This window comes from Streptomyces sp. NWU339 (assembly GCF_003143855.1).
In the GTDB taxonomy this organism is placed as follows: domain Bacteria; phylum Actinomycetota; class Actinomycetes; order Streptomycetales; family Streptomycetaceae; genus Streptomyces.
Window position 1 is genome coordinate 1 of sequence record NZ_QFRK01000038.1, and the last position, 22,283, is coordinate 22,283.

Genomic DNA, 22,283 nt, shown 5'->3' on the forward strand with positions numbered 1-22,283 from the left:
GCAGGGCGAGCTGTTTCCCGTCTGSCGCTACCACCCCTTCTTCACCGACCAGCCCGCCGCAACCCTGCAGGCCGAGCGGGAACACCGCCATCACGCCGTGGTCGAGCAGGTCATCGCGGACAGCAAGGCCGGGGCCCTGGCCCATCTGCCGTCCGGGCACTTCCACGCCAACGCGGCCTGGCTGACCCTGTGGGCGATGGCCTACAACCTGCTGCGGGCCGCAGGTTCCCTGGCCTCCGCGTTCCACGCCAAGGCCACCACGGCCACCCTCCGGGCCCACCTGGTCCAGGTCCCGGCCCGGATCGCGCGATCCGCACGACGCATCACCCTGCACCTGCCCTGCAACTGGCCCTGGGAGCAAGCCTGGACACACCTCTTCGACACCGTCCACGACCCACCCGCACTGGCCTGATCCCCCTGCCCACCCCGCCCGCCAGGGCTCGACCGGAACCGCACCGTGGAAAAGCTGGGCAGACCAGCAGAAACAACCTGCCCATCCACGATCACCGACCGAAACCAGCTCACAAAACGATCAAGAGATCACCTTCAGAGCACGTCGGTGGATCGAGGCTAAGGCCCAGTTGATAGATGAACGTGCCCAACCGGAGAGTCGTGGTGCCGGCGGCGATGGCAGCCAAGTACACCATCACGTCGAAGAGCGGAGTGCCCGGCCGGATGGGCAGCTTGCCGTCCGGGTAGTTCGACGGGTCCATGTCGATGGGCAGCACCAGGTGCTCCGACATCCACACGGACTCAAAACCCAACCGCTCCGCCTCCTGCGCCACTTCGATCCACTGACGAGGGGCGACGCGGAGCAGGGAGATTCCGAACGTGGTCACGATGTCGCTCCAGTCGTCGTCGTTGCACCCTTGACCGGCAGCGGACCGACTGCCGGTCCGCCCGGCCAGGTCGGCGCATCACAAGCCGCCGAACGGCGTGGACCCCCACCGGCGGCCGAGCCGTCCAGGGCGCCAACAGGTTAAAAAGTCTATCCATAGGCTATCTAGTGCGCGACTTGACAGCTAGGCTCGGGCAGCCACGAGGGCGAGGAGGCCGCCTGTGCGCGTCATCGTCAAAGACATCTGCGAAGGCTGTGGCCTTTGCGAGGCCAACGTTCCCGAGGTGTTCCGGATGGAGGGCGACGGGACCGTCCTGGTCATGGTCGACACGGTTCCGGAGCGACTTGAGCAGGACGTACGGGATGCCGTTGACGACTGCCCGACCGAGTCGATCGAAGTGGTCGATTAGCCTCCTCCCTTCACGGATCCGGACGGCAGCGACCGCCTCACCTCGCCGCGGTGGCTGTGCGGTTGCCCGCGCGCGAGTTGAGCAAGACCGACCTCGGAGCTCCGGAGCAACGAGTGGGGCGGTTCACCAGGACGACACCGGTGCCACGGTGCCATCCCGGCGGACCACGTCTCACACTTCGTCGGGAACCTGGAAGTACTCCTGATAACGCTTGAACGCAGCGCGTTCTCGGCTCACAAGCTCCTCCGAACCGAACTCGTACCGGTGGGCCGGCCGGTTGGACCGAACGTTCTCGCTGACATGCGTCTGCATCGCCTGCCGACCAGCCGGGGTCAGCTCGATGTCGAACGCACGGTAGATCTGCTCTGCGGTGCCGATCGGGTCCCTGACGAAGTCCTGGTACTGGATGTTGAACAGCTGTGATCGTGGCAGCGATCCGTTCTCCAGCCACTCGATCGGCAGGCCCAGCATCCCCGCCGAGAGCTCCGCATTGGTGAGCTGAGTCAGGGAGTCGGCGGTGAACGGGTGGTCGGTACGCATCCAGTAGAACGTTCCGATCAGATTCACCACGGAGGCGAGCGACCGGACGGGGTCGCGGTGCGTCCATATGAAGCATGCGTCCGGATAGACGCGCAGAACGTCGGGCATCTGCGTGAGGGTGTACGGGCTCTTGAGGACCCACTGCCTGCGGGGGTTCTTCCACTGCAGCAGCTTCAGAACCCGCTTCTCGTACTCGTAGGGCAGCGCGGCATCCTGCGTACGCATGTACTGGACGTAGCTCGGGATCTGGCCGAGCAGGGTCAGCCAGCCCGGCGACCGGAACGCGAGGCAGTGCAGGTGGATGTTCTCGGTCGGCAGGGGGCCCGCGAACTCGTGCATCGACTCGATCTCCGGGGTCACCCGGTTCCATTGCGTGATCAGGCGGTCGGCCTTCTGGATCCTGGGATCACCCTGGTACGTCGTCTTCTCGGGCGGCGGGCAGGGGAACATCACCTCCCAGTTCGTGATCGTGCCGTTGTTCGGATCTGCGGCGAGCATGTTCTGCAGGAAGGTGGTTCCGCTGCGCCCCTGCCCGACGATGATCAGGGGCTTCTCGATCTGCTCGTCCTCGATCTCCGGGTTTCGCTTGTACGTCTCCTCGAGGTTCAACCGGGCCTCAAGGAACAGCAGTAGGTCCGAACGGGTCATCAACCGACCCATGAGGTTGAGTTGCGCCTCCTCGTTCAGCGCCCGGACCAGGACCTTGAACGGCTCGTACCATGAGTCGTCTCCGAAGTCGTCCAGGCCCGTGTTGGCCTTGGCCGTGTTGATCAGCGAATGCTCATCAAGCGGCACAAGGCCCTTGATGTCCATGAAGGAGCCTTCTTCGTTGATCCGGCGGACCCACTCGGGTCTGGGCGGGGGGTTCCAAGCAGCACGGCGGTCTTGGGATCCGGGGGATGGCACGGTTGAACCTCCTCGATTACGTATCGCCTCAGGGGGAGGGGGCGAAAGACGGTTCCCTCCGTCTGCGTTGCCGACGCATCGCTCGGCAGCTCCGTCAGAAACCAGACACGGGAACGCCGCCAACCGATTTTTCGGTCGACGCGCTCGGGCGACGCAGATGAAGCTCACCACGGGAAGAGTCACGGAACTGCCCGGGGACCGGTCGCCACTCCGGGTTTTCGTCCTGCAAGGTGCCGGCGAACCCGCCTTCCACTCCGTCCAACGCCGTGATCCACCTATCCCTGTCTCCGATGACGGACTGGCGAACCGCTGCCCTAGCGGGGGCAAGGTGGGCTTACCTTAGCTATAGACAATAGGGAGGGCAATAGTCTTGACAGCGATCTCTTAGGGCAGCGCCAGCGCGGGACCTCAGGCACACCAGCGCTTCCGCGCGACCCAACCGCCATCCCCTAGCCCGGCAATCGCGAACAGCCAGGTCAACCCAATGTTGATCTTATGGAAGAGGTCTAGCGACACACAGAAGAGGTGCCGCAACACCCACACCGGCCCCCCAGAGCAGAACACCTTTTGCTCAAGGTCTTGCCTCAACTACTCTAACCTCCTACAGTCTGCCGCTAGATAAATGGCCTCTCATGGCCCAGCACCTGGGCACCGCATCGCCGCCGGCCGAGGAGGTTGTTCCCATGCCGCAAATCCGGGGCTGCCACAACGTCATTCACTTGGCACCCGCCGGTTCACATCTCCATGAGATGCCGCCACCCTCCGAAATTCCCTCAGAACTTGGGACAAGCGCCCCGCCTCGAAACCTTGACAAGGGGCTGCCTCGATGGCTCGCGCCACCTACATGGCCGTGCTCCGCCGAGCGGTGTAGGTGACCAACGAGAAAAGGGCCAGGTCGCACACTCGATATTCTGCGCGATTTTTACAGGAATTCTCACCCTTTGGGAGCCTTATGAACGTCGCATGGAAATTCTGCCTATGGGCATCGGGAGGCGGGAAATGACCTCAACCGGCGTATTCACCGGACTCGGGCGTTCTGACGAAGGGTCTGCCGCCCGCTACGAACTCAGTCACCTACGGGCCCTGGAGGCCGAGGCGATCCACATCATCCGCGAGGTCGCGGCCGAATTCGAACGTCCGGTGCTGCTGTTTTCCGGCGGCAAGGACTCCATCGTCATGCTTCATCTGGCGATCAAAGCGTTCCGGCCCAGCCGGCTGCCCTTCCCCGTGATGCATGTGGACACCGGGCACAACTTCGACGAGGTCATCGAGTTCCGCGACCGCCTGGTTGCCCAGGTCGGGGTCCGCCTGGCGGTCGCCTCGGTACAGGACGACATCGACGCCGGCCGCCTGGTGGAGACCGGACCCTCACGCAATCCCCTGCAGACGGTGACCCTGCTGCGCGGCATCCGGGAGAACCAGTTCGACGCGGCCTTCGGCGGCGGACGACGCGACGAAGAAAAGGCCCGGGCCAAGGAACGTGTGTTCAGCTTCCGTGACGAGTTCGGCCAGTGGAATCCCAAGAACCAGCGCCCAGAGTTGTGGGCGCTGTACAACGGGCGGCACCGCAAGGGTGAGCACATTCGGGTGTTTCCACTGTCGAACTGGACCGAGCTCGACATCTGGTCCTACATCGCGGATGAGGGAATCGAGCTGCCCTCGCTCTACTACGCGCACACGCGGCCGGTGTTCCGCCGCGACGGGATGTTGCTGGCGGTGCACCGGCACATGCAGCCGGCCCCTGATGAGGAGGTCTTCGAGGCGACGGTCCGCTTCCGCACCATCGGTGACGTCACGTGCACCGGGTGCGTGGAGTCCACCGCCGACTCCGTCGATGAGGTGATCAGGGAGACCGCGGCGACCCGGCTGACCGAACGGGGCGCCACCCGCGCGGACGATCGCATCTCCGAGGCCGGCATGGAAGACCGCAAGCGGGAGGGCTACTTCTGATGGCAACGTTTTTGCGCCTGGCGACCGCCGGCTCAGTGGACGACGGCAAGTCGACCCTGATCGGCCGGCTGCTGTATGACTCCAAGGGCGTGCTGGAAGATCAGTGGGCCTCAGTGGAACGCACCTCCGCCGAACGCGGTCACGACTACGTCGATCTCGCCCTGCTCACCGACGGGCTGCGCGCCGAGCGAGAACAGGGCATAACGATCGATGTGGCCTATCGCTACTTCGCCACCCCCAAGCGCAAGTTCATCATCGCCGACACCCCGGGACACGCCGAGTACACCCGCAACATGGTGACCGGCGCCTCTACTGCCCACCTGGCCATCGTGCTGGTCGACGCCCGCAACGGGCTGCTGGAGCAGTCCCGCCGGCACGCCTTCCTGTCGTCACTGCTGGGCATCCGCCACATCGTGCTCGCCATCAACAAGATGGACCTGATCGGCTGGGATCAGCAGCGATTCGAACAGATCCGCGCCGAGTTCCACGCCTTCGCCGCCCGGCTGAACCTTCCCGACGTGGCCACGATCCCGATCTCGGCGTTGCATGGCGACCACGTCGTCACGCGCTCTGACAATATGCCCTGGTATGACGGGCCCACGCTGCTGTCGCACCTGGAGGAGGTGTACATCGACAGCGATCGCAATCTGACCGACGTCCGCTTCCCGGTGCAGTACGTGATCCGGCCGTACACCGCCGAGCACCATGACCATCGCAGTTACGCCGGCACCGTGGCCAGCGGCGTCTTGCGTCCGGGTGATGAGCTCGTGGCCCTGCCGTCGGGCAAGCCCACCCGTATCACCGCCATTCATGGTCCCTCAAGGCCGGTGGAGGAGGCCTTTCCCCCGATGTCCGTGTCGATCAGCCTCGCTGACGACATCGACCTGTCCCGCGGCGACATGCTGGCCCGCCCAGGCAACAAGCCGCGCCTCACGCAGGACGTTGAAGCCATGGTCTGCTGGATGGCCGACGCCGCCACCCTGCGCGAGGGCGAGCAGTACCTGATCAAACACACCACGCGTACCACCCGCGCGCACATCAGCACGCTGGAGTATCGGCTCGACATCAACACCCTCCACCGCGAGCCCGGCGTGACCGCGCTGGAACTCAACGAGATCGGCCGCATCCGGTTGCGCACCCAGACACCGCTGCTGGTCGACGAATACCACCGCAACCCCACCACCGGCTCGTTCATCCTGATCGACCCGGTCACCAACAACACGGTCGCCGCCGGGATGGTGTTGCCGGAAACACCCGACCACGATCCTGTGGCCAAGACGGCCAGCCCCAACACTGTCCGCTCCCCCTCCCTGGTCAGCGCCCGGGACCGCCTCACCCGTGGGGCGGCCGTCTGGCTCACCGGCCTGTCCGGCTCGGGCAAGTCCACCATCTCGGTGCACGCCGAGCGCAAGCTGCTGGCCGACGGCCGGCCCGCCTACGTACTCGACGGTGACAACCTGCGCCACGGCCTGAACGCTGACCTGGGGTTCGATATGGCCGACCGGACGGAGAACATCCGCCGCCTCGCGCACGCCTCGGTGCTACTGGCGGACGCCGGGATCGTCGTGCTGGTTCCGGCGATCAGCCCGTTGCGGGAGCACCGCGAGCTGGCGCGGCGGGTGCACGCCGAGGCTGGGCTGGAGTTCTACGAGGTATTCGTCGACACCCCACTGACCACCTGCGAGGAACGCGACCCCAAGGGTCTGTACGCAAGAGCGCGGGCCGGCGAGATCGTCGGGTTCACCGGCGTCGACAGTCCTTACGAGGCGCCGCAGGATCCCGAACTGCGCCTGGTGCCCGGCTCCGGGCCCGAGGCCATGGCCGACCAGGTGATCGGGCTGGTGAGCCGATGACGAACGATCAGCATCTGGCCGCGGACCTCGCCACCCAGGCCGGGCATCTGCTGCTTGAGATCCGCCGTGAGCTGGCCGAGGCCACGGCGAACGAGCGGCGTGCCGCCGGCGACAAGCGTTCTCATGAGTTCCTCTTGTCGGCGCTGACGACGCATCGGCCTGGCGATGCGGTGCTCTCGGAGGAGGGCGTGGACGACCCGGCGCGGCTGGCGGCCGAGCGGGTGTGGATCGTCGACCCGCTCGACGGCACCCGGGAGTTCGCCGAGCCCGACCGCACCGACTGGGCGGTGCACGTGGCGCTGTGGCAGGCCGGCGAGCTCGTCGCCGGCGCGGTGGCGCTGCCCGCCCAAGGCCTCACGCCGGCCACCCCGTCGGTGTCCGCGCCGCCCCCCGCACCGCGTGCGCCCAGGGTGGTCGTGTCCCGCACGCGGCCACCCGCGATTGCCGTGAACGTCTGTGACCACCTCGGCGGCACCCTTATGGAGATGGGTTCAGCAGGTGCCAAAGCGATGGCGGTGGTGCAAGGACTTGCGGACGTGTACGTGCACGCGGGCGGACAGTACGAGTGGGATTCCGCCGCCCCCGTGGCGGTGGCGCGCGCCGCCGGCCTGCACACGTCACGCATCGATGGTTCACCGCTGAGCTACAACCGGCCCGATCCGCTCCTGCCCGACCTGCTCATCTGCCGCCCCGAACACGCCGACGCGGTCCTTGCCCTCACCCGCTGAGACATCGCCCGGCATCTGCGGACAGCAAGCTGTTCGCAGATGCCGCCGCAGCCCGGCGTCTTCGACACCCACATGCCGGGCGCCACGCCCGAGCTGATGGACCGTGCCCCCGTGGGTGAGAGCACCGCCGCACCCCCATACGTACCGCAGCCCGAGGGCGACACGCCCGAACACACCAAGCGCATCAGTAACGGCACGCTGATCACCGTCGGCGGCACCGCCGGGACCGTCACCGTCCACTGAGTCCGAACTCATCCGTGAGTTCACAAGACAGGGATCTCCCCTATGAAACAGGTAGCACAGCACGACGACATCTCCCCCGAGTCGCGGTTCGGCAGACTCCTGGCGATTGAACCCGACAGCGTCCGATGCCCGTTCGCAGCCTATTCCGACCTGCGCTCGGAACATCCAGTGACCTGGAGCAGCCGACTGAACGCATGGGTGGTCAGCCGGTACGCGGACATACGCGAGGTACTCCGCGATCCCGCCACCTTCTCCAGCAAGGCCGCCAGTGGCCCGAGTTCGGTCACCTCGCTGGCCAGACACATCGCAGAAAGCTCTGAGTTCCCCGAAAGGACCCGGCGGCAGGCCGAGCGGCGCCTGCGGCTCAGCCAGTCGCCAGTGCTGCTCAACAGCGACCCGCCGGCGCACAAGCGACAGCGGGGGCTGGTCAGCACCGCCTTCGCCCCCCGCCGGGTGGCCCAGATGGAGCCGCAGATCCAGCAGGTCACCGACGACCTCATCGACGCATTCGTGGCCGAGGGACAGGTGGAGTTCATCGGCGACTTCGCCCTGCCGCTGCCCATGACCGTCATCGCCACCATTCTGGGCGTTCCTCCGAGCCTGATGCACACCTTCAAGCGCTGGTCAGGCGCCTTCACCCAAGGCGTGGGGGCACTGAACCTGTCCAGGCAGGAGATCATCGATCTGTTCCAGTCGGTCGATGAGTTCTACGACTACTTCTCGGAGCAGTTGGACCGGCGGCGTGCCGAGCCGGCCGACGACCTGCTGACCCACCTGCTGGAGGCGCGCCTGGAAGGGGAACAGCCGCTCACCCAGGACGAGTTGCTGCAAATGCTCGTGCAGTTCCTGGTCGGGGGCAACGAGACAACGACCAACCTGATCGGCAGCACGATGCTCCACCTGCTTCGCGACCGGGAGCTCACGGCGCGTGCCAAGGCCGACCCGTCCCTGATCCCCACGCTCGTCGAGGAGTGCCTGCGGCTGGAGGCCCCGACCCAGGGCATGTTCCGCACCGCCACGGTCGACTGCAAGGTCGGTGGCCAGGCGATCCCTGCCGACAGCATGCTCTATCTGGTCTACGGGTCCGGCAACCATGATGCCTCGGTCTTCCCGGACCCGGAAAGGATCGAGCTGGACGACTCGCGTGGACACCACCTGGCGTTCGGCCGAGGGGAGCACGTCTGCCTGGGCGCCAACCTCGCACGCAAGGAAGCGAACATCGCGATCAGGACCCTGCTGAAGCGCCTGGACGACATCGCCTTGGCGACGGAGCCGGAAAACGTGTCCTACCACAACAGCTTCATCCTCCGCGGTCCGCGGTCCCTTCCCATGACCTTCCGGCCCGGGCAGGCGCGAAAGTGAAGGACACCAACGAGGACCTGGCCCAGCTGCTCCAGCACTTCGACATCTTCAACGACGAGCACTTCAGCAGAAGGTGGGAGGTGATGGAGTACGCCCGCGACAAATGCCCCGTGGCGCACAGCTCCGCCGATGGCGGCCTCCACCTCGTCACACGCTATGAACACGTCAAGAAGGTGCTCTCGGACCCGGACACCTTCTCGTCGGTGGAGTCGTCCCCGCGGCCGAGCCCGGTTCCGCTGCCTCCGCTGGATGTGGATCCCCCGCTTCACGGCCACTTCCGGAAGCTGCTGAATCGCTACTTCACACGCCCCTACCTGCGTAAGCACGAACCCGTGATGCGGGAGATCGCGCGCGAGGCGATAGCGGCCTTCGCAGACAGGGGCCGATGCGAATTCATCAGCGAGTTCGCCATCCCGTTCACCTCGGCGACCGCGGCGAAGATCGTGTTCGACGAGGACGACAAGGAGCGGATGGCGCGGGCGGTCGCCGCGGTGGAGAAGGTGGCCAGGGAGAACAGCCCGGAGGCGTACCAGGCCGTCGCGGCGCTCGCCGCCGAGTACATGACCGAACGGCAGGACCCGGCCGACGACCGCGACGACCTGATCTCCGCGATCGCGCGGGGTGAAGTGGACGGCCGTCCCCTGACGGTCGAGGAGCGCATCGGGGTGGTCACCGTGCTGTTCATCGGGGGCCTGGACACCACCCGCGGCGCGATCTCCAACATCGCCGCGAACGTGGCCCGGCATCCCGAGCTGGAAGGCAGGCTGCGCAACCCCGACTGGATCCGCAGTGACCTTGACGAGTTCCTGCGGTTCGAGTCCCCGGTGCTGGCGCTGCGGCGCCAGGTCACCAAGGACTGCACCTTGGGGGGAGCCTCCCTGAAGGCCGGGGACATCGTGATGCTGCTGTACGCCTCCGCCAACCGGGACAAGAGCAGGTTCCCGGACGCCGACCGGCTCGACTTCACTGGGAACGGGGGCGGACACCTGGCCTTCGGCTTCGGCATCCACCGTTGCGTCGGCGCCACGCTGGCCCGCATCCAGATCGAGATCGCCTTCGACGAACTGTTCAAGCACATCACCAATCTGCGTTGGGAAGGCCCCGACGCCGGTCCCGCGTACGAGGCCGGAGCAGTGCTCACCCCAACCAGGCTGGTGCTCGGATTCGACCCGGTCGCCGGGTAGGCCGGGCGGTTGTCGCGGGCTGGCCCACCGTCGAACAGGAAAGAGGCAGGAACATGAGCTCAAAGGACGCGGACATCATCAAGGCCAATCTGGGCCTGCTGGCCGATGAGGGCATGAAGGGAGAACTGGCAGACATGGGGCCGACCGAGCGGCCGGACATGTTCCAGGAGGACATCGTCGTCCGTGAGGCCGGCAGCCTGCCCTACGGCGGCGACTGGAACGGCAAGGAGGGACTGCGGCTGCTGATGGACACCATCGGCTCGATCACCGAGCTCTCCCCCAGTGACATCGAGGTGTTCGACGGCGGCAATGGCTACGTCCTCAGCAGGCAAACGGCCAACTTCACGTTGAAGTCGACCGGTGCGACCCTGAGCGTCCCGATGGTCGAGGTCTACCGGCTGGTGGACGGGAAGATCACGGAAATCGACGTCTACTACAAGGACACCAAGGCGATGGTGGACTTCTTCTCGACCGCCTCCGAGTGACCCCTTCCCACGCGACCGGGACCGGTTCGAGGCGGCGCCGGCCCCGGCCACAGCGCAGTGGTACGCCGTTCTCGCCATGAGGTCAGGAGAAGTTTACTCGCCGAGTTGACTATATCCATGACATCCATTCGATGGCGCGGTCCCACATCCCAACACCCGAACGGCACCCGCTATCAGCAGGGCTTTCACCGGTAAACGGGCTAACTGCACGCTCCCCTTCGCCCACCCTCGCCAGCGCATTGCTTCCGAGGAGCCGCCCAGCCACTGCGCTTCGAGCCCCAAATGCTCTATTGACAAATAATCGCGTCTAAAAATACATTGCGACCTGCGATACAGAGCGGCTTACCGGTTCGGCGCCCGCTCCTACAGCGCGGAAGCGTCGGCAGGTCGGCAAGGAAGAGGCCGGAAAATGGTTGATATCCGCCGTCCGTGGGTGGTCGACAACGGACTGAGCCCGCGTTTCCCGGTGTACACCCGCGGAAACGCGGGAGAGGTTGCCGGCATGGTTGCCTCACCGTTGCAGCAGACCGCCATCAGCGGCTGGCGATCGGAGATCGCGTGGCGCAAGGCATTGGTCGACTTCGGCGCCTTCGACGAGAGCGAGTTCCGTTCGGACGACCTCGACATCCTGGGCATCGTGCACGGGTACATCTACATGAATCTGTCGATCCAGCGGGTTTTCGGCGCACGGATGCCTGGCGCCAGCCCAGAGCTGATGGACCGGACGTACGTCGGCGACAGCAAGGGGGCGCCGCCCTACGAGGCGCAGCCCGGGGACGACGCGCCGCAGTACACCGAGCGCATTGTGAAAAGCATCGAGCGCGTCTTCAGCACGCAGTCGCGCCCTGACCTCGACGAGGATGCCGAGTCGACAACCGCGCTGCGGGCCCGGCGTCCGGACTACTCGGCGCTGAGCAACTCCGAACTGCTGGCGTACTCCTCGAAAGTCTGGGACGAGCACGCTGCGGAGCTACTGCGCAAGCACATGCTGATGATGTACGAGTCCTCCATGGTCACGGGCCTCCTGGAGGAGGCGCTCGCTCCCTTTGAGGACCCCACCCTGGCGGTGCGACTGATGGGCGGTTGGGGCGGGGTCGCATCGGCTGCCCCCGCGGTGGGCCTGTGGGAGCTCGGCCGGATCGTGGCGGGCTCTCCCGAGCTGACGGCAGATTTCGACAGCGGCGTGAACGGCCTCCATGAGCGGCTGCACGACAGGACGGACGAGGTTTCACAGCGGTTCGTCAAGGCGTTTGAGGACTTCCTGCTGGAGTTCGGTTCGCGTTCCACACAGGAGTGGGACGTGTTCCCGCCCACGTGGGAGACCCATCCGGAGATCGCGCTCGGTTTGACCGACCGGCTGCGCCTGCTACCGGAGGACAAGGACCCGCGGCGGACGGCCCCGCGGGTGCGTGAGGAGCGGGAGGCTCTCACCGCCCAGCTCCGCGAGCGTCTGGCCGACCGGCCTGAGCAACTCGAGAAACTCGAAGTCGCGCTGCGGACGATGTCGGTGTGGATGCCCGCACGCGAGCTGAGCAAGACCAACTTCATCCGCGCCCTGCACGAGTGCCGACTGCCGCTGCGGGAGCTCGGCCGCAGATTCACCGATTCGGGTCACCTGGAGTCGATCGAGGACCTGTCCCTGCTCCGCCTCGGCGAGGTCGAGGAGATGCTCGGCGACCCCGATGCCGTGATCAAGCGCATCCCTGAGCGTAAGGAGTGGATGAAGCAGCTGGAGAGCCTCGAGCCGCCCTTCGTGGTGGTCACCGATCAGGTCCCGCCGGCCGCCGAGTGGCCGCGTCGGTCGGCGCCCTCGGCGCTGCCGCCGGTGCAGCCGGGCGAGATCCTGACCGGCCTGGGGGCCTGCTCGGGGTCCGCGACGGGCATCGCGCGGGTGATCGACGATCCCTCGGAGGCAACCGAACTGGAACCGGGCGAGATCCTGGTCGCCCCCGAGACCGACCCCGGCTGGACCCCGCTGTTCACCTCCTGCTCGGCCGTCGTGGTCAACGTCGGCTCGCCGCTCAGCCACGCTGCGATCATCAGCCGCGAGCTGGGCATCCCCGCCGTGCTGGCCGTCGAGCAGGCCACCAAGCGGATCAAGACCGGAACCGTGATCACCGTGGACGGCACCGCCGGCACCGTGACGGTGCACTGAAGCCTTCCCTCAGGGACCGAGCACGGCTCGGCCAAAAGGCAGCCGAAGGCCACCGTGGGTTCGGCCAGAGAAAGGAATCGCTGTGCAATCCAGTGAGTCGGCGAAGTTGCACCCCTCGTTCGATCTCATCGCCGTCGGTTCGGGGGCCGGCGGGCTGACCGCCGCCATCACGGTCGCCGAACACGGGGGACGCGCCCTGGTGATCGAGAAGGACAGCTGCCTCGGCGGCGTCACGGCGCTGTCGCAAGGCCAGGTCTGGCTGGGCGCGACCCGGCTGGAGCAGGAGGCCGGGATCGACGACAGTATCGAGGACACCATCGCCTACCTGGGTTTCCTGTCGTCCGGGCTCGCGGACGAAAAACTGCAGCGCTCCTACGCCGAGCGGGGCAACGAGGTCATCGAGTTCCTCCGCGAGAAGGCCGGCGTCGAGTTCATGGTGGTGCGGAACTACCCCGACTACTTCTTCCCCAAGGCCCCGGGTTCCAAGGCGGAAGGCCGTTATGTGGAGGTCGCGCCCTTCAGGGCGTCCAGGTTGGGAGAGCTGCGCGAGCGTTTCGTGGGCCCTTCGCCGTTCGGTATGGACAGGGTGGGCACACCTGACCTCGTCGCGGCGGCCGGCGACCCCGCCAAGATCGCTGCCGCGGCGGAGGGGCGCATCGCCCGTGACGAGCTGTGCGCGGGAGCGGCGCTGTCTGCCAGCCTGGTGCTCGCGGCGGCCGAGCGCGGCATCGAGATGCGTACGCGGACCCGGGCCGTGCGATTGATCCGGGAGAACGGGCGGATCGCGGGCGTGGAGGTCGAGACCGCGGAAGGCACTCAGGTGCTGCGTACGCGGGCGGTGCTGCTGGCCACCGGCGGCTACGACTGGAACTTGGAATTCGTGCGCTCCTTCGAGCACCTTCCGCGCCTGGAGAGCATGGCGCCCACCACCGTCGAGGGCGATCACATCACGATGGCCACCGAAGTGGGGGCCATGGTTGCCTCGGCGCGGCCGGAGTCCACTCCGCTGAACCTGGGCTTCGCCATTCCCGGCCAGGAGCACAACGGGCTTCCCATGTTCCAGGGGCTTGCCGGTGCCAAGCCGGGCGGCATCATCGTCAACTCCGCGGGTCAGCGCTTCGCCGACGAGTCGTTCTACCACGACGTCAACGGGGCCTTCGCCCATTATGACGGCGTCGAGCAGCGCAGGCCGAACCAGCCGGCCTGGCTGGTGTTCGACAGCACCTACCTGCCCACCTATGGGCTGCAGACCCTGCCACCCGGTGAGCCTCTGCCAGAGGGGCTCGCCACGGTGGCCGACGACTTGGCGTCGCTCGCGAAGGCCGCCGGTATCGACTCCGACGGCCTGATGGCCACGGTCGAGAGATTCAACGGCTTCTGCGCGCGCGGGCGGGACGAGGACTTCGGGCGCGGTGAGCTGCCCTGGAGTCGGCGTTTCGTCGGCGACTCCCGTATTCAGCCCAACCCCTGCCTCGGCCCGTTGGCCAAGCCGCCTTTCTGGGCCATTCCCCTCACCCCGGTCGGCACGTCACTGGCCACCGCAGGCCTGAAGGTCGACGCCGGAGGGCGGGTGCAGAGCGCGCGGGGCGAGGCGATCCCGCGCCTCTACGCCGCCGGCAACGCCGCGGCCCGGACGGACGTCACCGGTTATCAGAGCGGTATCGGCAACGCCCGCGGGCTCCTGCTCGGTTATCTGGCAGCCCTCGACGTCATGGCGGCCTGAGGCACCCAGGGATCGGGGGCCGTGGAAGGCGCCTGGCGCACGTGGCAGGGAACGCCGGGAGGCTGACGTCGGAGGGCGGAGCGGCGGCGTTTCCCGCCGCAGGAACGAATGGAGGCAACATGTTCGACGACCATGATCCCGGGCAGGCGCCCACGGCCGCAGAAGGCGACGTCGTGCGGGCCGGGCTGGTTACGGGGCCTGGAGAATTCGAGCTGGTCGACTTCGAGGTCCGCGACCCGGGGCCACGGCAGGTCCGTGTCGACATCAGCCTGTGCGGCCTCTGTGTCGCCGAGGTCAAGGGATATCGCTCCGGCGGGGGACACGGGCCGAGCCTGTGCGGGCACGAGTGGGTGGGCCTCGTCTCGGCGGTGGGCGGCGAGACCCAGGGCCTGGTGCCCGGCCAGAAGGTCGTCATCGCCGTTCCCGAGCCCTGCGGGGATTGCGCGGCGTGTCGGGCCGGGCGGGCGCATTTCTGCGAGGCGGTCATGACGGTGGCCAGAGGCCGTGATCGGCTTGCGCCGCCGTACGGGGGCTTCGCCCGCTCCATCACCGTCGCGGACTACCGGGTGCTGCCGGTCCCGCCGGGTCTTTCGGACGTCGCGGCCGCGATGGTCGAGCCTGCGGCAGTCGCCCTGCACGGTGTCTCACGCGGTGGGGTCTCCCTTGGTGACACGGTGGTGGTGCTGGGCGCCGGCCCGATCGGGCTGTTCACGCTCCAGTGGGCTCGGGTGGCGGGGGCCGCCAGGACCATCGTGGTGGAACCGTTGGAAGAACGCCGCGCCATGGCGGAGAAGCTGCACGCGGACCTCGTCGCGGCCCCGGACGACTCGGACTTCCTCCGCGTCATCGACCAAGGCGGGGCCGACGTCGTGTTCGACTGCGTGGGCGAGGGCACCGCGGTCCAGCGAGCCGTCGACCTCATACGACCGGGCGGCACCGTCGTGATTCTCGGCGATGCGCCGGCGGCGACGATCGCCCCCAGGCTCTGGCTCGCCAAGGAAGTCTCGGTCGTCGCGGCGGCCGGTTACGCGCGCAGCGACATCGAGCGCACCGCGGAGTACATGGCGGCCGGTCGGCTGCTCGCCGAGCCCCTGCACACGCGCACGATCGCGCTCGACCAGCTGGGCGAGGTGTTGCAGGAGATGGTGGACGGCACGGCGCGCGACATCAAGGTGCTGGTCGATCCTCGTCTGCCCCCGCGGTCTTGACCGCGGTGTCCGCTCCCGCGTTCAACAAACGCGTATGCGTCATCAACCCAAGGAGGTTTGCCATCACATGAAAATCGGGCTGCGTTATGACATGCGTGCTCCGGATCTGGGACCCTCGTCCGCATCGCCCGGCGCCCTTTACGCGGCGGCGGTGGAGCAGTGCAGGTGGGCCGACGAGCGGGGCATCGAGACCGTCTACCTGGCCGAGCATCACGGCGCCGAGGACAACTACTGCCCCTCCCCCGTCGTTCTGGCGTCGGCGATCGCCGGCTGCACCAAGAACATCCAGCTGCATTTCTCGGCTCTGTGCATCACGATGCATCACCCGCTGCGGCTCGCAGAGGACTTGGCGGTGCTGGAGCTGATCGCCGGCCCAGGACGCATCCTGATCACAGCCGGCATCGGCTACCGACCCCATGAGTTCGAGATGTTCGGGGTGGACTACCCCAAGCGCGCCGAGGTCTTCGAAATGCACCTGGAGGTGCTGCGCCAGGCTTGGACGGGTGAGGAGTTCGAGTACGAGGGCAGGGCCGTCCGGGTGACGCCCAAGCCCGCCACCCCAGGCGGCCCGACCATCTACATCGGGGGCAACGCCAAGCCCTCGGCACGACGCGCCGCCCGGCTCGGCCTGGGATACCGGCCGGCCACCGAAGAGCTCTACCGCTACTTCGAGGGCGAGTGCGAGCGGCTCGGCCGCCCGGCTCCCGAGCGCTTCCCGCAGCACGGGCCCGCCTTTGTCCACATCACTGAAGACCCGGAGCGGTCCTGGGCTCAGCTGGCCCCCCACCTCATGCACGCGAGCAACCTCTACGCGCAGTGGGGCCGCGAGCGGGGCAACGTCCAGGTGAACGGCTACTGGCAGTCGATGGAGAGCATCGACGACCTCAAGGCCGACCCGAACATGTGGGTGATCACACCGGAGGAGTGCCTCAGGCGCTGCCGAGACCTGGATCCGGACTACGAGCTGCGGCTCCACCCACTGCTGGGCGGGCTGCCGCCGGAGCTTTCCTGGCAGAGCCTCGAACTCCTTGCCGACCGCGTCCTGCCGCAGGTGGAGGCGGAAGGCCTACGCAGACGGTTGGCCGTGACCGCGTGAGGTCGGTCGGCGAAACCTCCGCCTCATCGAAGGGATATGTGCAGTGTCCGTGAGCGATACGGCGATCCCCGGAACCCGGCAAGCGAAGGAATCGCGTGCCACGGCCTGGGGCTTCACAGGACTGCTGGTGGTGCTGACGATCGTCAACTGGGCGGACAAGGCCATCCTTGGCATCGTCGCCCAGCCCTTGTCCGAGGAATTCGGTCTGTCAGCGTCCCAGATCGGCATGGCCGGCAGCCTGTTCTTCCTGGCCTTCGCCATCGCCAGTTGGTTCTCCGGTTTTCTGAACAAGTGGCTGTCCCTGCGGTGGGGGCTCGGGCTGCTGGCCCTGTGCTGGGCCGTGTCCATGGTGCCCATGCTGGTCGTGCCCACGTTCGGCGTGTTGCTGGTGAGCCGTGTCCTGCTCGGGCTCTCCGAAGGACCGACTGGGGCGCTGGTCTTCAGCGCCCTCTACTCCTGGCACCCGCCCGAAAAGCGCGGGCTTCCGAGCGCCTCGCTCAACGTCGGCACTACGGTGGCCCAGGTCTCGGTGGCACCCGTGATGGTGCTCATGGTGGCAGCGTGGGGATGGCGCGCCGCGTTCCTCCTGCTGGCCGTCGTTGGCCTGGCATGGAGCATCCTGTGGCTGCTGGTGTGGCGCGGCGGGCCGTACTACAGGGAGAACCGGCCGGAGGCGGCCTCGGACCAGGCTGCGGACGCCGTCCCCACCGACAAGGCGACCTGGATCAAGATCTTCACCTCACGCACGTTCCTGGGTGCCACGGCGGCCGTCATCGCGATGTACGTCCTGCTGTCCGTCATCGTCACCTGGCTGCCGTCGTACTTCGAGGTCGGACTGGGCTATACGCGTAAGCAGGCCGGACTGATGATCGGCCTGCCGAGCCTGGCCAGCCTCATCTTCGCGCTTCTTTCGACGTTCGCAGGCGACCGCATGCTCGGTCGCGGTACCTCTTCACGTGTGGCCCGTGGCGTGATGCCCGGTGCGGGCCTGCTCGTAGCCGGGCTCGCCTTTGCCGTGCTGCCCTATGTCGGCGCGCCCGCGCTCGCGGTGGCCGTCGTCTCCATGGGGTACGGCCTGGCATCAATCGTGCTGCCGAACTACCTGGCGGCAATGTCCCAGCTGTGTCCCCCGCAGTACCTGGCGGGTGCCCTGGGGTGCTTCATGGGGGCCATGTACTTGGGCGGCCTCGTCGGGCCGCTCTTGACCGGGGCCATCGTCGACAGCTTCGGCGATCCCGCGGCCGGATACGCCTTCGCCTTCCAGATCTTCGGGGTGATGGCGCTGGTCGCGAGCATCGCCGCGCTGCTCATGGTGAACCCGGAACGGGACGCGGCGCACGTCACAGGCTGACAGAGAACCGATAGTCACTTCATCGCCCAACAATTTGAGATCCGAGGAGTTTGGTATGGGTACTGCTTCGCTGGCCGCCGCATGGGGGAAATGGCACGCCACGGCCGAGGAGATGAGAAAGGCGATAGAGGCCACCGAACGTTTCCGGTCCTGCCCCAAGTACCGGCCCGGCGCCTACACGAGCCTGCTCGAGGCTCAGGCGATGGCCTACAACTTCGCGGTCGCGCCGAGGCACCACATCGGGTCCCCGAGGTTCTTCTCGCACACCACGTGGCACGACCACGTCTTCGCCCTGGGCCAGCCGATCCAGGACTTCAAGTACGGCGGCTTCTGCCTGGACGGCCGGCAGACCTACCGTCTGCGGGGCGACGTCGGCCAGACCAAGCTGTTCCTGCTGCAGGTCCACAATCGGCTGCTGGGGACCCCGGACTCGGAGGAGATAGGCAACTACGACTTCCAGCAGCAGTTCGAACTCGGCGCCGACGGGTCGTTCGAGGTGACGATCAGCGCGCAAGAGCACCCGGGCAACTGGATCAGGCTGGACGGGGATTCGCCGTCCAACTTCCTGCTGGTGCGCCGGATCGTGGGCGACTGGAACGACGACCTGGGCGACCTGTCGATCGAGGCGGTGGGTCCGCACATCGAAGACGACGATCCCGAGCAACGGGCCGCCGAGTCCATCGTGGACGCCGCGAGCTATCTGAAATACCTGGTGCTGGTCTTCACCATCGGCCTGTACGACCTCTACATCCAGCGCGCGGACGGCAAGAAGAACGCCGCGGCCTCCATGCCGGGGGCCGAGGTGGCCACCTCACTGATCGGCAGCCGCTCGACGACCTATGTGCCCGGGGTGTACGAGATCGCCCCCGATGAGGCGCTGATCGTGGAGTGGGAAGTCCCGGACTCCTCCTATTGGTCGTTCCAGCTGGGCGACGTGTGGTCCCGCCCCCTGGACTACATCAACCGGCAGGTCGACCTCAACATGACCCGGGCGGCCGTCGACTCCGACGGCAAGGTCCGGGCGGTGGTCGCGCTGGAGGACCCCGGCCTGGCCAACTGGCTGGACCCTCAGGGCAACACCGAGGGGACCATCGTGACCCGCAACTACCGCAGCAAGAACGCCACCAAGCCGCCGGTGATGAAGCGGGTGAAGGTGTCCGAGCTCATGGACCACCTGCCCAAGGACACCACGGTGGTCACCCCGGAGGATCGCCGCAAGGCGCTGGAGTACCGCCGCGCCGCCACAAACTCGATCATCCTGCGCTGACATGACGCCGCAGGCCGACCGCTGAAAGCCTGAACGCCGCCCCAGTTGCGCCTCATTGGGGCGGCGTTCATGTGATGGACGGATTTCGAAAGGAAAACCGGCCGCGAACCAACGTCATGACCTCGAACAACCGGAAGGCTGCGCAGCCGGCTCGTCTGCACTTCGGTGAGACCGCGGCTGTCGTGGAGGATCAGCCAGGACGGCACCGTGAGTCCCTGGTCGCCGTCCTCGTCTTGGTCAATCGCCGCTGCGAGCCCCACGCTGTGGACCTATGAGGACCTGCTGGGTCTGCGCATCGGTGGTGCTGACGGTCGCGACCACCTCGGATTCGCGGCCCCCGCCTCGAACTTCAGGTCGGACGCCTTCAACCCCCGCCCAGGCTCGGTCTTCCGCTCTGCCCGTCTCACACGCGAGGGCCCGCCCCCTTCAACAGGGACGCCGTTGGCGAACGCGGGCTCTTGCGTCGCCCCGCCGAGTGCTGTCCGGCGGGGCGAAGTGCTGACAGGTGGCTGGTGCGGGTTGGGGCCCACCGTCCGCGCCTCGGACCTGGCCGTGCGGCACGGGCACATCTCCGAACAGGGCTCGGACTGGCTTCGGTGGATCTTGTGCGAGGCCGCGCAGACCGCGAAGCGGTCGCCGCCTGCTTACCCGCGCCCACCACCTGCTGCGCGCTGTCCAGGCCCGCCCAGACCGGCAGGGGATCCGATGACAGCAGCTGACGACAACCGCCACGAGCGGTCGCAGACCCCGGGTGAGCTCGCAAAATCGCATGAGGCAGTCCGGTGCCAGTACCGATGCCGGTGCCGGACGTCGGCTACGGCCGCGGCTGTTCCGGGCGGGCCACGAGGACCTCGACGCCGTCGGCCTGGAGGGCGTCGAGGTGGGAAGCCGGGATGCCGGAGTCGACGATGACGAGGTCGAAGGCGGTCACGGGGGCCAGCTGGTAGAGGCCGCGGCGGCGGAACTTCGTGTGGTCGACCAGAAGGACCTTGCGTGCACAGGCATCCATCAGGGCCCGCTTCACCGCCACCGTCTCCTGCGACTGGTGGTAGCAGTGGCCACGGGTGATGGCGGTCGTGGAGGCGAAGAGCGTGTCGGCGCTGAGACTGGTCACGGCGTCCACGGTGCGCAGGCCGAGGAAGGCGTCGTAGGCGGGGTAGTAGGTGCCGCCCAAGGAGATGAGCTCGATGCCCGGGTTGTCAGCCAGTGTCTGGGTGACGGGGCCGAAGTTGGTGATGACGGTCAACGGGGCGTGCCGGCCCAGGAGACGGGTGAGCGCCAGAGCCGTCGTACTGTCGTCGATGACGACCGCTTGCCCGGGCTTGACCAGAGGCAGGGCAGCGCGGGCGATGGCGTCCTTCTCCGCCGTCATGGCACGGGCTCGGTGGCGGACGTCGCCGTGGAAGGCGGTCGAAGGCTGAGCGGTCGCGCCCCCGCGGACCTTTCTCAGCCAGCCCCGGTCCTGCAGGTAGTCGAGGTCCCGGCGGATGGTCATGGTGGTCACGCCCAGCTCGTCGGCCAGCTGATCGATCCGGACGAATCCCCTGTCCACTACGCGGCCTTTGATCCGCTCCCTCCGTTCGCGGGGTTTCCTGCCGCTCGTGTCGGCCGGCTGCCGGTCCTCTGCTCCCATGGAAGCTCCTGTTCATTTTCTGTGAAGTGAACATCTCCGGACCTGCCCCCTTTACCTCGTTCGTCACTCCTTCCGGAGAGGCCGCCCGCGCACCTGCCGACGCCGTCGCCGCGTTTCGGAACGATGCCCATCGGCCGGACTCCGCATCCCGGGCCCCGCACGCCGAGCGAACATCGAAAGGTGGAGAAACAGCCCGGCAATTGTTCAATTACTGCGGTCTGTTGACGCAAATGAAACATCTGAGTTTCCTGAACGTTGCCCTCGGTGTCCACGAGCAGGGAGTCGACATGAGAAGACCGGCACGTCTTGCTCTCATCGGGATCCTCGCCGTGGGCACGCTCGTATCGTGCGCGGAGGAACCCGCCACGACCGGCTCCGGCGGCGTGGGCAAGGTCGCCTTCCTGATGCCCGACCTCGCCTCCACCCGGTACGAGCAGTACGACGCCCCACTGTTCAAGAAGCGCATGCGTGCGCTCTGCCAGGAGTGCAAGGTCATCTACCAGAACGCCGACAGCGACGCGTCGTTGCAACAGCAGCAGGCCAACTCCGCGATGGCGCAGGGCGCCAAGGTCATCGTGCTGGACCCGGTCGACTCCGACTCGGCGTCCACCCTTGTGCAGACGGCACATTCCCAGGGCGTCAAGGTGATCGCCTATGACCGCCCGGTGTCCAAGAAGCCCGCGGACTTCTACATCTCGTTCGACAACGAGGCGATCGGCGAATCCATCGGCCGGTCGCTGGTCGACCATCTCAAGGAGACGGGAGCGAAGGGCGGGCTGCTCCAGGTCAACGGCTCTCCGACCGACGCCGCTGCCGGGCTGATCAAGAAGGGCATCCACAAGGCTGTCGACGACAGCGGGTTCGACCTGCTCGCCGAGTACGACACCCCGGACTGGTCACCGGAGAAGGCGCAGCAGTGGGTGAGCGGGCAGATCGCCCAGTACCCCGGTCGGATCGCCGGTGTGGTGGCCGCCAACGACGGTACCGGGGGCGGGGCGATCGCGGCCTTCAAGGGCGCCGAGGTGAAGGTCCCTCCGGTCACCGGCAACGACGCCGAGTTGGCGGCGGTCCAGCGCGTCGTCTCGGGCGACCAGTACAACACCATCTCCAAGCCCATCAAGACGGTCGCGGAGGCGGCGGCGGAGGCCGCCCACCAGCTGATGGAGGGTGAGACGCCCGAGGCGGACTCGACGCTCTTCGGCACGCCTTCGCAGCTGTTCGAACCGACGGTGGTGACGCGGGAGAACCTCAAGGAGGTCGTCTTCGGCCCCGATGGGGTGCTCAAGGCCGAGGACGTCTGCACCCGCCCGTACGTCGACGACTGCCGGCGTCTGGGCATCGAGTAGCGGTG

At 67.1% G+C, this 22,283-nt stretch carries 20 protein-coding genes; 17 read left to right on the forward strand and 3 right to left on the reverse strand.

Annotated features, from left to right (window positions below):
* On the forward strand, window positions 1–412 hold a 412-nt coding region (locus DIZ27_RS32170; RefSeq protein WP_181383782.1), incomplete at its 5' end, for a transposase.
* Window positions 413–521: 109 nt separating this feature from the next.
* Here the strand turns inward: DIZ27_RS32170 and DIZ27_RS32175 are convergent.
* Window positions 522–839 carry an LLM class flavin-dependent oxidoreductase gene (locus tag DIZ27_RS32175; RefSeq protein ID WP_109381949.1) on the reverse strand — a complete coding sequence of 106 codons (318 nt, stop codon included), beginning with the start codon at window positions 837–839 and terminating at the stop codon, window positions 522–524.
* Between the two features lie 220 nt (window positions 840–1,059).
* Here DIZ27_RS32175 and DIZ27_RS32180 point away from each other — a divergent pair, with 220 nt between their 5' ends.
* Window positions 1,060–1,248 (forward strand): ferredoxin, encoded by a 189-nt coding sequence (locus DIZ27_RS32180; RefSeq protein WP_109381950.1) that lies wholly within the window; start codon window positions 1,060–1,062, stop codon window positions 1,246–1,248.
* Between the two features lie 171 nt (window positions 1,249–1,419).
* Here the strand turns inward: DIZ27_RS32180 and DIZ27_RS32185 are convergent, their stop codons facing one another.
* A complete protein-coding gene (locus tag DIZ27_RS32185; RefSeq protein WP_109381951.1) occupies window positions 1,420–2,601 on the reverse strand; it encodes a sulfotransferase in 1,182 nt (393 codons plus the stop codon).
* A 1,092-nt stretch (window positions 2,602–3,693) separates the two neighbouring features.
* Here DIZ27_RS32185 and cysD point away from each other — a divergent pair.
* The 14 genes from cysD to DIZ27_RS48885 all read left to right on the forward strand — a co-directional run bounded on the left by cysD (window position 3,694) and on the right by DIZ27_RS48885 (window position 20,211).
* Window positions 3,694–4,644 carry a sulfate adenylyltransferase subunit CysD gene (cysD, locus tag DIZ27_RS32190; protein ID WP_109381952.1) on the forward strand — a complete coding sequence of 317 codons (951 nt, stop codon included), beginning with the start codon at window positions 3,694–3,696 and terminating at the stop codon, window positions 4,642–4,644.
* Complete coding sequence (gene cysC / locus DIZ27_RS32195) at window positions 4,644–6,497, forward strand: adenylyl-sulfate kinase (protein ID WP_109381953.1); 1,854 nt, start codon at window positions 4,644–4,646, stop codon at window positions 6,495–6,497. Before cysD ends, cysC begins: the two co-directional genes overlap by 1 nt.
* Entirely contained in the window at window positions 6,494–7,225 is a 732-nt protein-coding gene (locus DIZ27_RS32200) for a 3'(2'),5'-bisphosphate nucleotidase CysQ (RefSeq protein WP_109381954.1), read from the forward strand. The genes cysC and DIZ27_RS32200 overlap by 4 nt, the downstream gene beginning before the upstream one ends.
* Before the next feature lie 39 nt (window positions 7,226–7,264).
* A complete protein-coding gene (locus DIZ27_RS32205; protein WP_109381955.1) occupies window positions 7,265–7,468 on the forward strand; it encodes a hypothetical protein in 204 nt (67 codons plus the stop codon).
* Between the two features lie 42 nt (window positions 7,469–7,510).
* Window positions 7,511–8,830, forward strand: coding sequence for a cytochrome P450 (locus tag DIZ27_RS32210; protein ID WP_109381956.1), 1,320 nt, complete (start codon window positions 7,511–7,513; stop codon window positions 8,828–8,830).
* Entirely contained in the window at window positions 8,827–10,014 is a 1,188-nt protein-coding gene (locus DIZ27_RS32215) for a cytochrome P450 (protein WP_109381957.1), read from the forward strand. The genes DIZ27_RS32210 and DIZ27_RS32215 overlap by 4 nt, the downstream gene beginning before the upstream one ends.
* A gap of 53 nt (window positions 10,015–10,067) precedes the next feature.
* Window positions 10,068–10,499 (forward strand): nuclear transport factor 2 family protein, encoded by a 432-nt coding sequence (locus DIZ27_RS32220; protein ID WP_109381958.1) that lies wholly within the window; start codon window positions 10,068–10,070, stop codon window positions 10,497–10,499.
* Between the two features lie 502 nt (window positions 10,500–11,001).
* Window positions 11,002–12,654 carry a PEP-utilizing enzyme gene (locus tag DIZ27_RS48525; RefSeq protein ID WP_309074935.1) on the forward strand — a complete coding sequence of 551 codons (1,653 nt, stop codon included), beginning with the start codon at window positions 11,002–11,004 and terminating at the stop codon, window positions 12,652–12,654.
* 82 nt (window positions 12,655–12,736) lie between these two features.
* Entirely contained in the window at window positions 12,737–14,377 is a 1,641-nt protein-coding gene (locus DIZ27_RS32230; protein ID WP_181383783.1) for an FAD-dependent oxidoreductase, read from the forward strand.
* Window positions 14,378–14,496: 119 nt separating this feature from the next.
* On the forward strand, window positions 14,497–15,585 hold the full coding sequence (locus DIZ27_RS32235) for a zinc-binding dehydrogenase (protein WP_109381961.1): 1,089 nt from the start codon (window positions 14,497–14,499) through the stop codon (window positions 15,583–15,585).
* A 67-nt stretch (window positions 15,586–15,652) separates the two neighbouring features.
* Window positions 15,653–16,681: an LLM class flavin-dependent oxidoreductase gene (locus DIZ27_RS32240; protein ID WP_109381962.1), complete on the forward strand. Its 1,029-nt coding sequence runs from the start codon at window positions 15,653–15,655 to the stop codon at window positions 16,679–16,681.
* 130 nt (window positions 16,682–16,811) lie between these two features.
* Window positions 16,812–18,032 carry an MFS transporter gene (locus DIZ27_RS32245; RefSeq protein ID WP_219933671.1) on the forward strand — a complete coding sequence of 407 codons (1,221 nt, stop codon included), beginning with the start codon at window positions 16,812–16,814 and terminating at the stop codon, window positions 18,030–18,032.
* Window positions 18,033–18,087: 55 nt separating this feature from the next.
* Window positions 18,088–19,299 carry a DUF1214 domain-containing protein gene (locus tag DIZ27_RS32250; protein ID WP_109381964.1) on the forward strand — a complete coding sequence of 404 codons (1,212 nt, stop codon included), beginning with the start codon at window positions 18,088–18,090 and terminating at the stop codon, window positions 19,297–19,299.
* Window positions 19,300–19,794: 495 nt separating this feature from the next.
* Window positions 19,795–20,211: a transposase gene (locus tag DIZ27_RS48885; RefSeq protein ID WP_375232026.1), complete on the forward strand. Its 417-nt coding sequence runs from the start codon at window positions 19,795–19,797 to the stop codon at window positions 20,209–20,211.
* On the opposite strand, the gene DIZ27_RS32260 is transcribed toward DIZ27_RS48885, so the two are convergent.
* On the reverse strand, window positions 20,114–20,932 hold the full coding sequence (locus tag DIZ27_RS32260; protein ID WP_109381966.1) for a DeoR/GlpR family DNA-binding transcription regulator: 819 nt from the start codon (window positions 20,930–20,932) through the stop codon (window positions 20,114–20,116). The genes DIZ27_RS48885 and DIZ27_RS32260 overlap by 98 nt on opposite strands.
* A gap of 287 nt (window positions 20,933–21,219) precedes the next feature.
* Here DIZ27_RS32260 and DIZ27_RS32265 point away from each other — a divergent pair, with 287 nt between their 5' ends.
* Window positions 21,220–22,278: a sugar ABC transporter substrate-binding protein gene (locus DIZ27_RS32265; RefSeq protein WP_109381991.1), complete on the forward strand. Its 1,059-nt coding sequence runs from the start codon at window positions 21,220–21,222 to the stop codon at window positions 22,276–22,278.
* The last annotated feature ends 5 nt before the right edge of the window (window positions 22,279–22,283 follow it).

What these genes read in the sequence shown, in the direction of transcription:
- DIZ27_RS32185 (WP_109381951.1), bottom strand. Translation starts at nt 2,601, where the DNA reads ATGGACATCAAGGGCCTTGTGCCGCTTGATGAGCATTCGCTGATCAAC.
- cysD (WP_109381952.1), top strand. Translation starts at nt 3,694, where the DNA reads ATGACCTCAACCGGCGTATTCACCGGACTCGGGCGTTCTGACGAAGGG.
- cysC (WP_109381953.1), top strand. Translation starts at nt 4,644, where the DNA reads ATGGCAACGTTTTTGCGCCTGGCGACCGCCGGCTCAGTGGACGACGGC.
- DIZ27_RS32200 (WP_109381954.1), top strand. Translation starts at nt 6,494, where the DNA reads ATGACGAACGATCAGCATCTGGCCGCGGACCTCGCCACCCAGGCCGGG.
- DIZ27_RS32205 (WP_109381955.1), top strand. Translation starts at nt 7,265, where the DNA reads ATGCCGCCGCAGCCCGGCGTCTTCGACACCCACATGCCGGGCGCCACG.
- DIZ27_RS32210 (WP_109381956.1), top strand. Translation starts at nt 7,511, where the DNA reads ATGAAACAGGTAGCACAGCACGACGACATCTCCCCCGAGTCGCGGTTC.
- DIZ27_RS32220 (WP_109381958.1), top strand. Translation starts at nt 10,068, where the DNA reads ATGAGCTCAAAGGACGCGGACATCATCAAGGCCAATCTGGGCCTGCTG.
- DIZ27_RS48525 (WP_309074935.1), top strand. Translation starts at nt 11,002, where the DNA reads ATGGTTGCCTCACCGTTGCAGCAGACCGCCATCAGCGGCTGGCGATCG.
- DIZ27_RS32235 (WP_109381961.1), top strand. Translation starts at nt 14,497, where the DNA reads ATGTTCGACGACCATGATCCCGGGCAGGCGCCCACGGCCGCAGAAGGC.
- DIZ27_RS32240 (WP_109381962.1), top strand. Translation starts at nt 15,653, where the DNA reads ATGAAAATCGGGCTGCGTTATGACATGCGTGCTCCGGATCTGGGACCC.
- DIZ27_RS32250 (WP_109381964.1), top strand. Translation starts at nt 18,088, where the DNA reads ATGGGTACTGCTTCGCTGGCCGCCGCATGGGGGAAATGGCACGCCACG.
- DIZ27_RS32260 (WP_109381966.1), bottom strand. Translation starts at nt 20,932, where the DNA reads ATGGGAGCAGAGGACCGGCAGCCGGCCGACACGAGCGGCAGGAAACCC.
- DIZ27_RS32265 (WP_109381991.1), top strand. Translation starts at nt 21,220, where the DNA reads ATGAGAAGACCGGCACGTCTTGCTCTCATCGGGATCCTCGCCGTGGGC.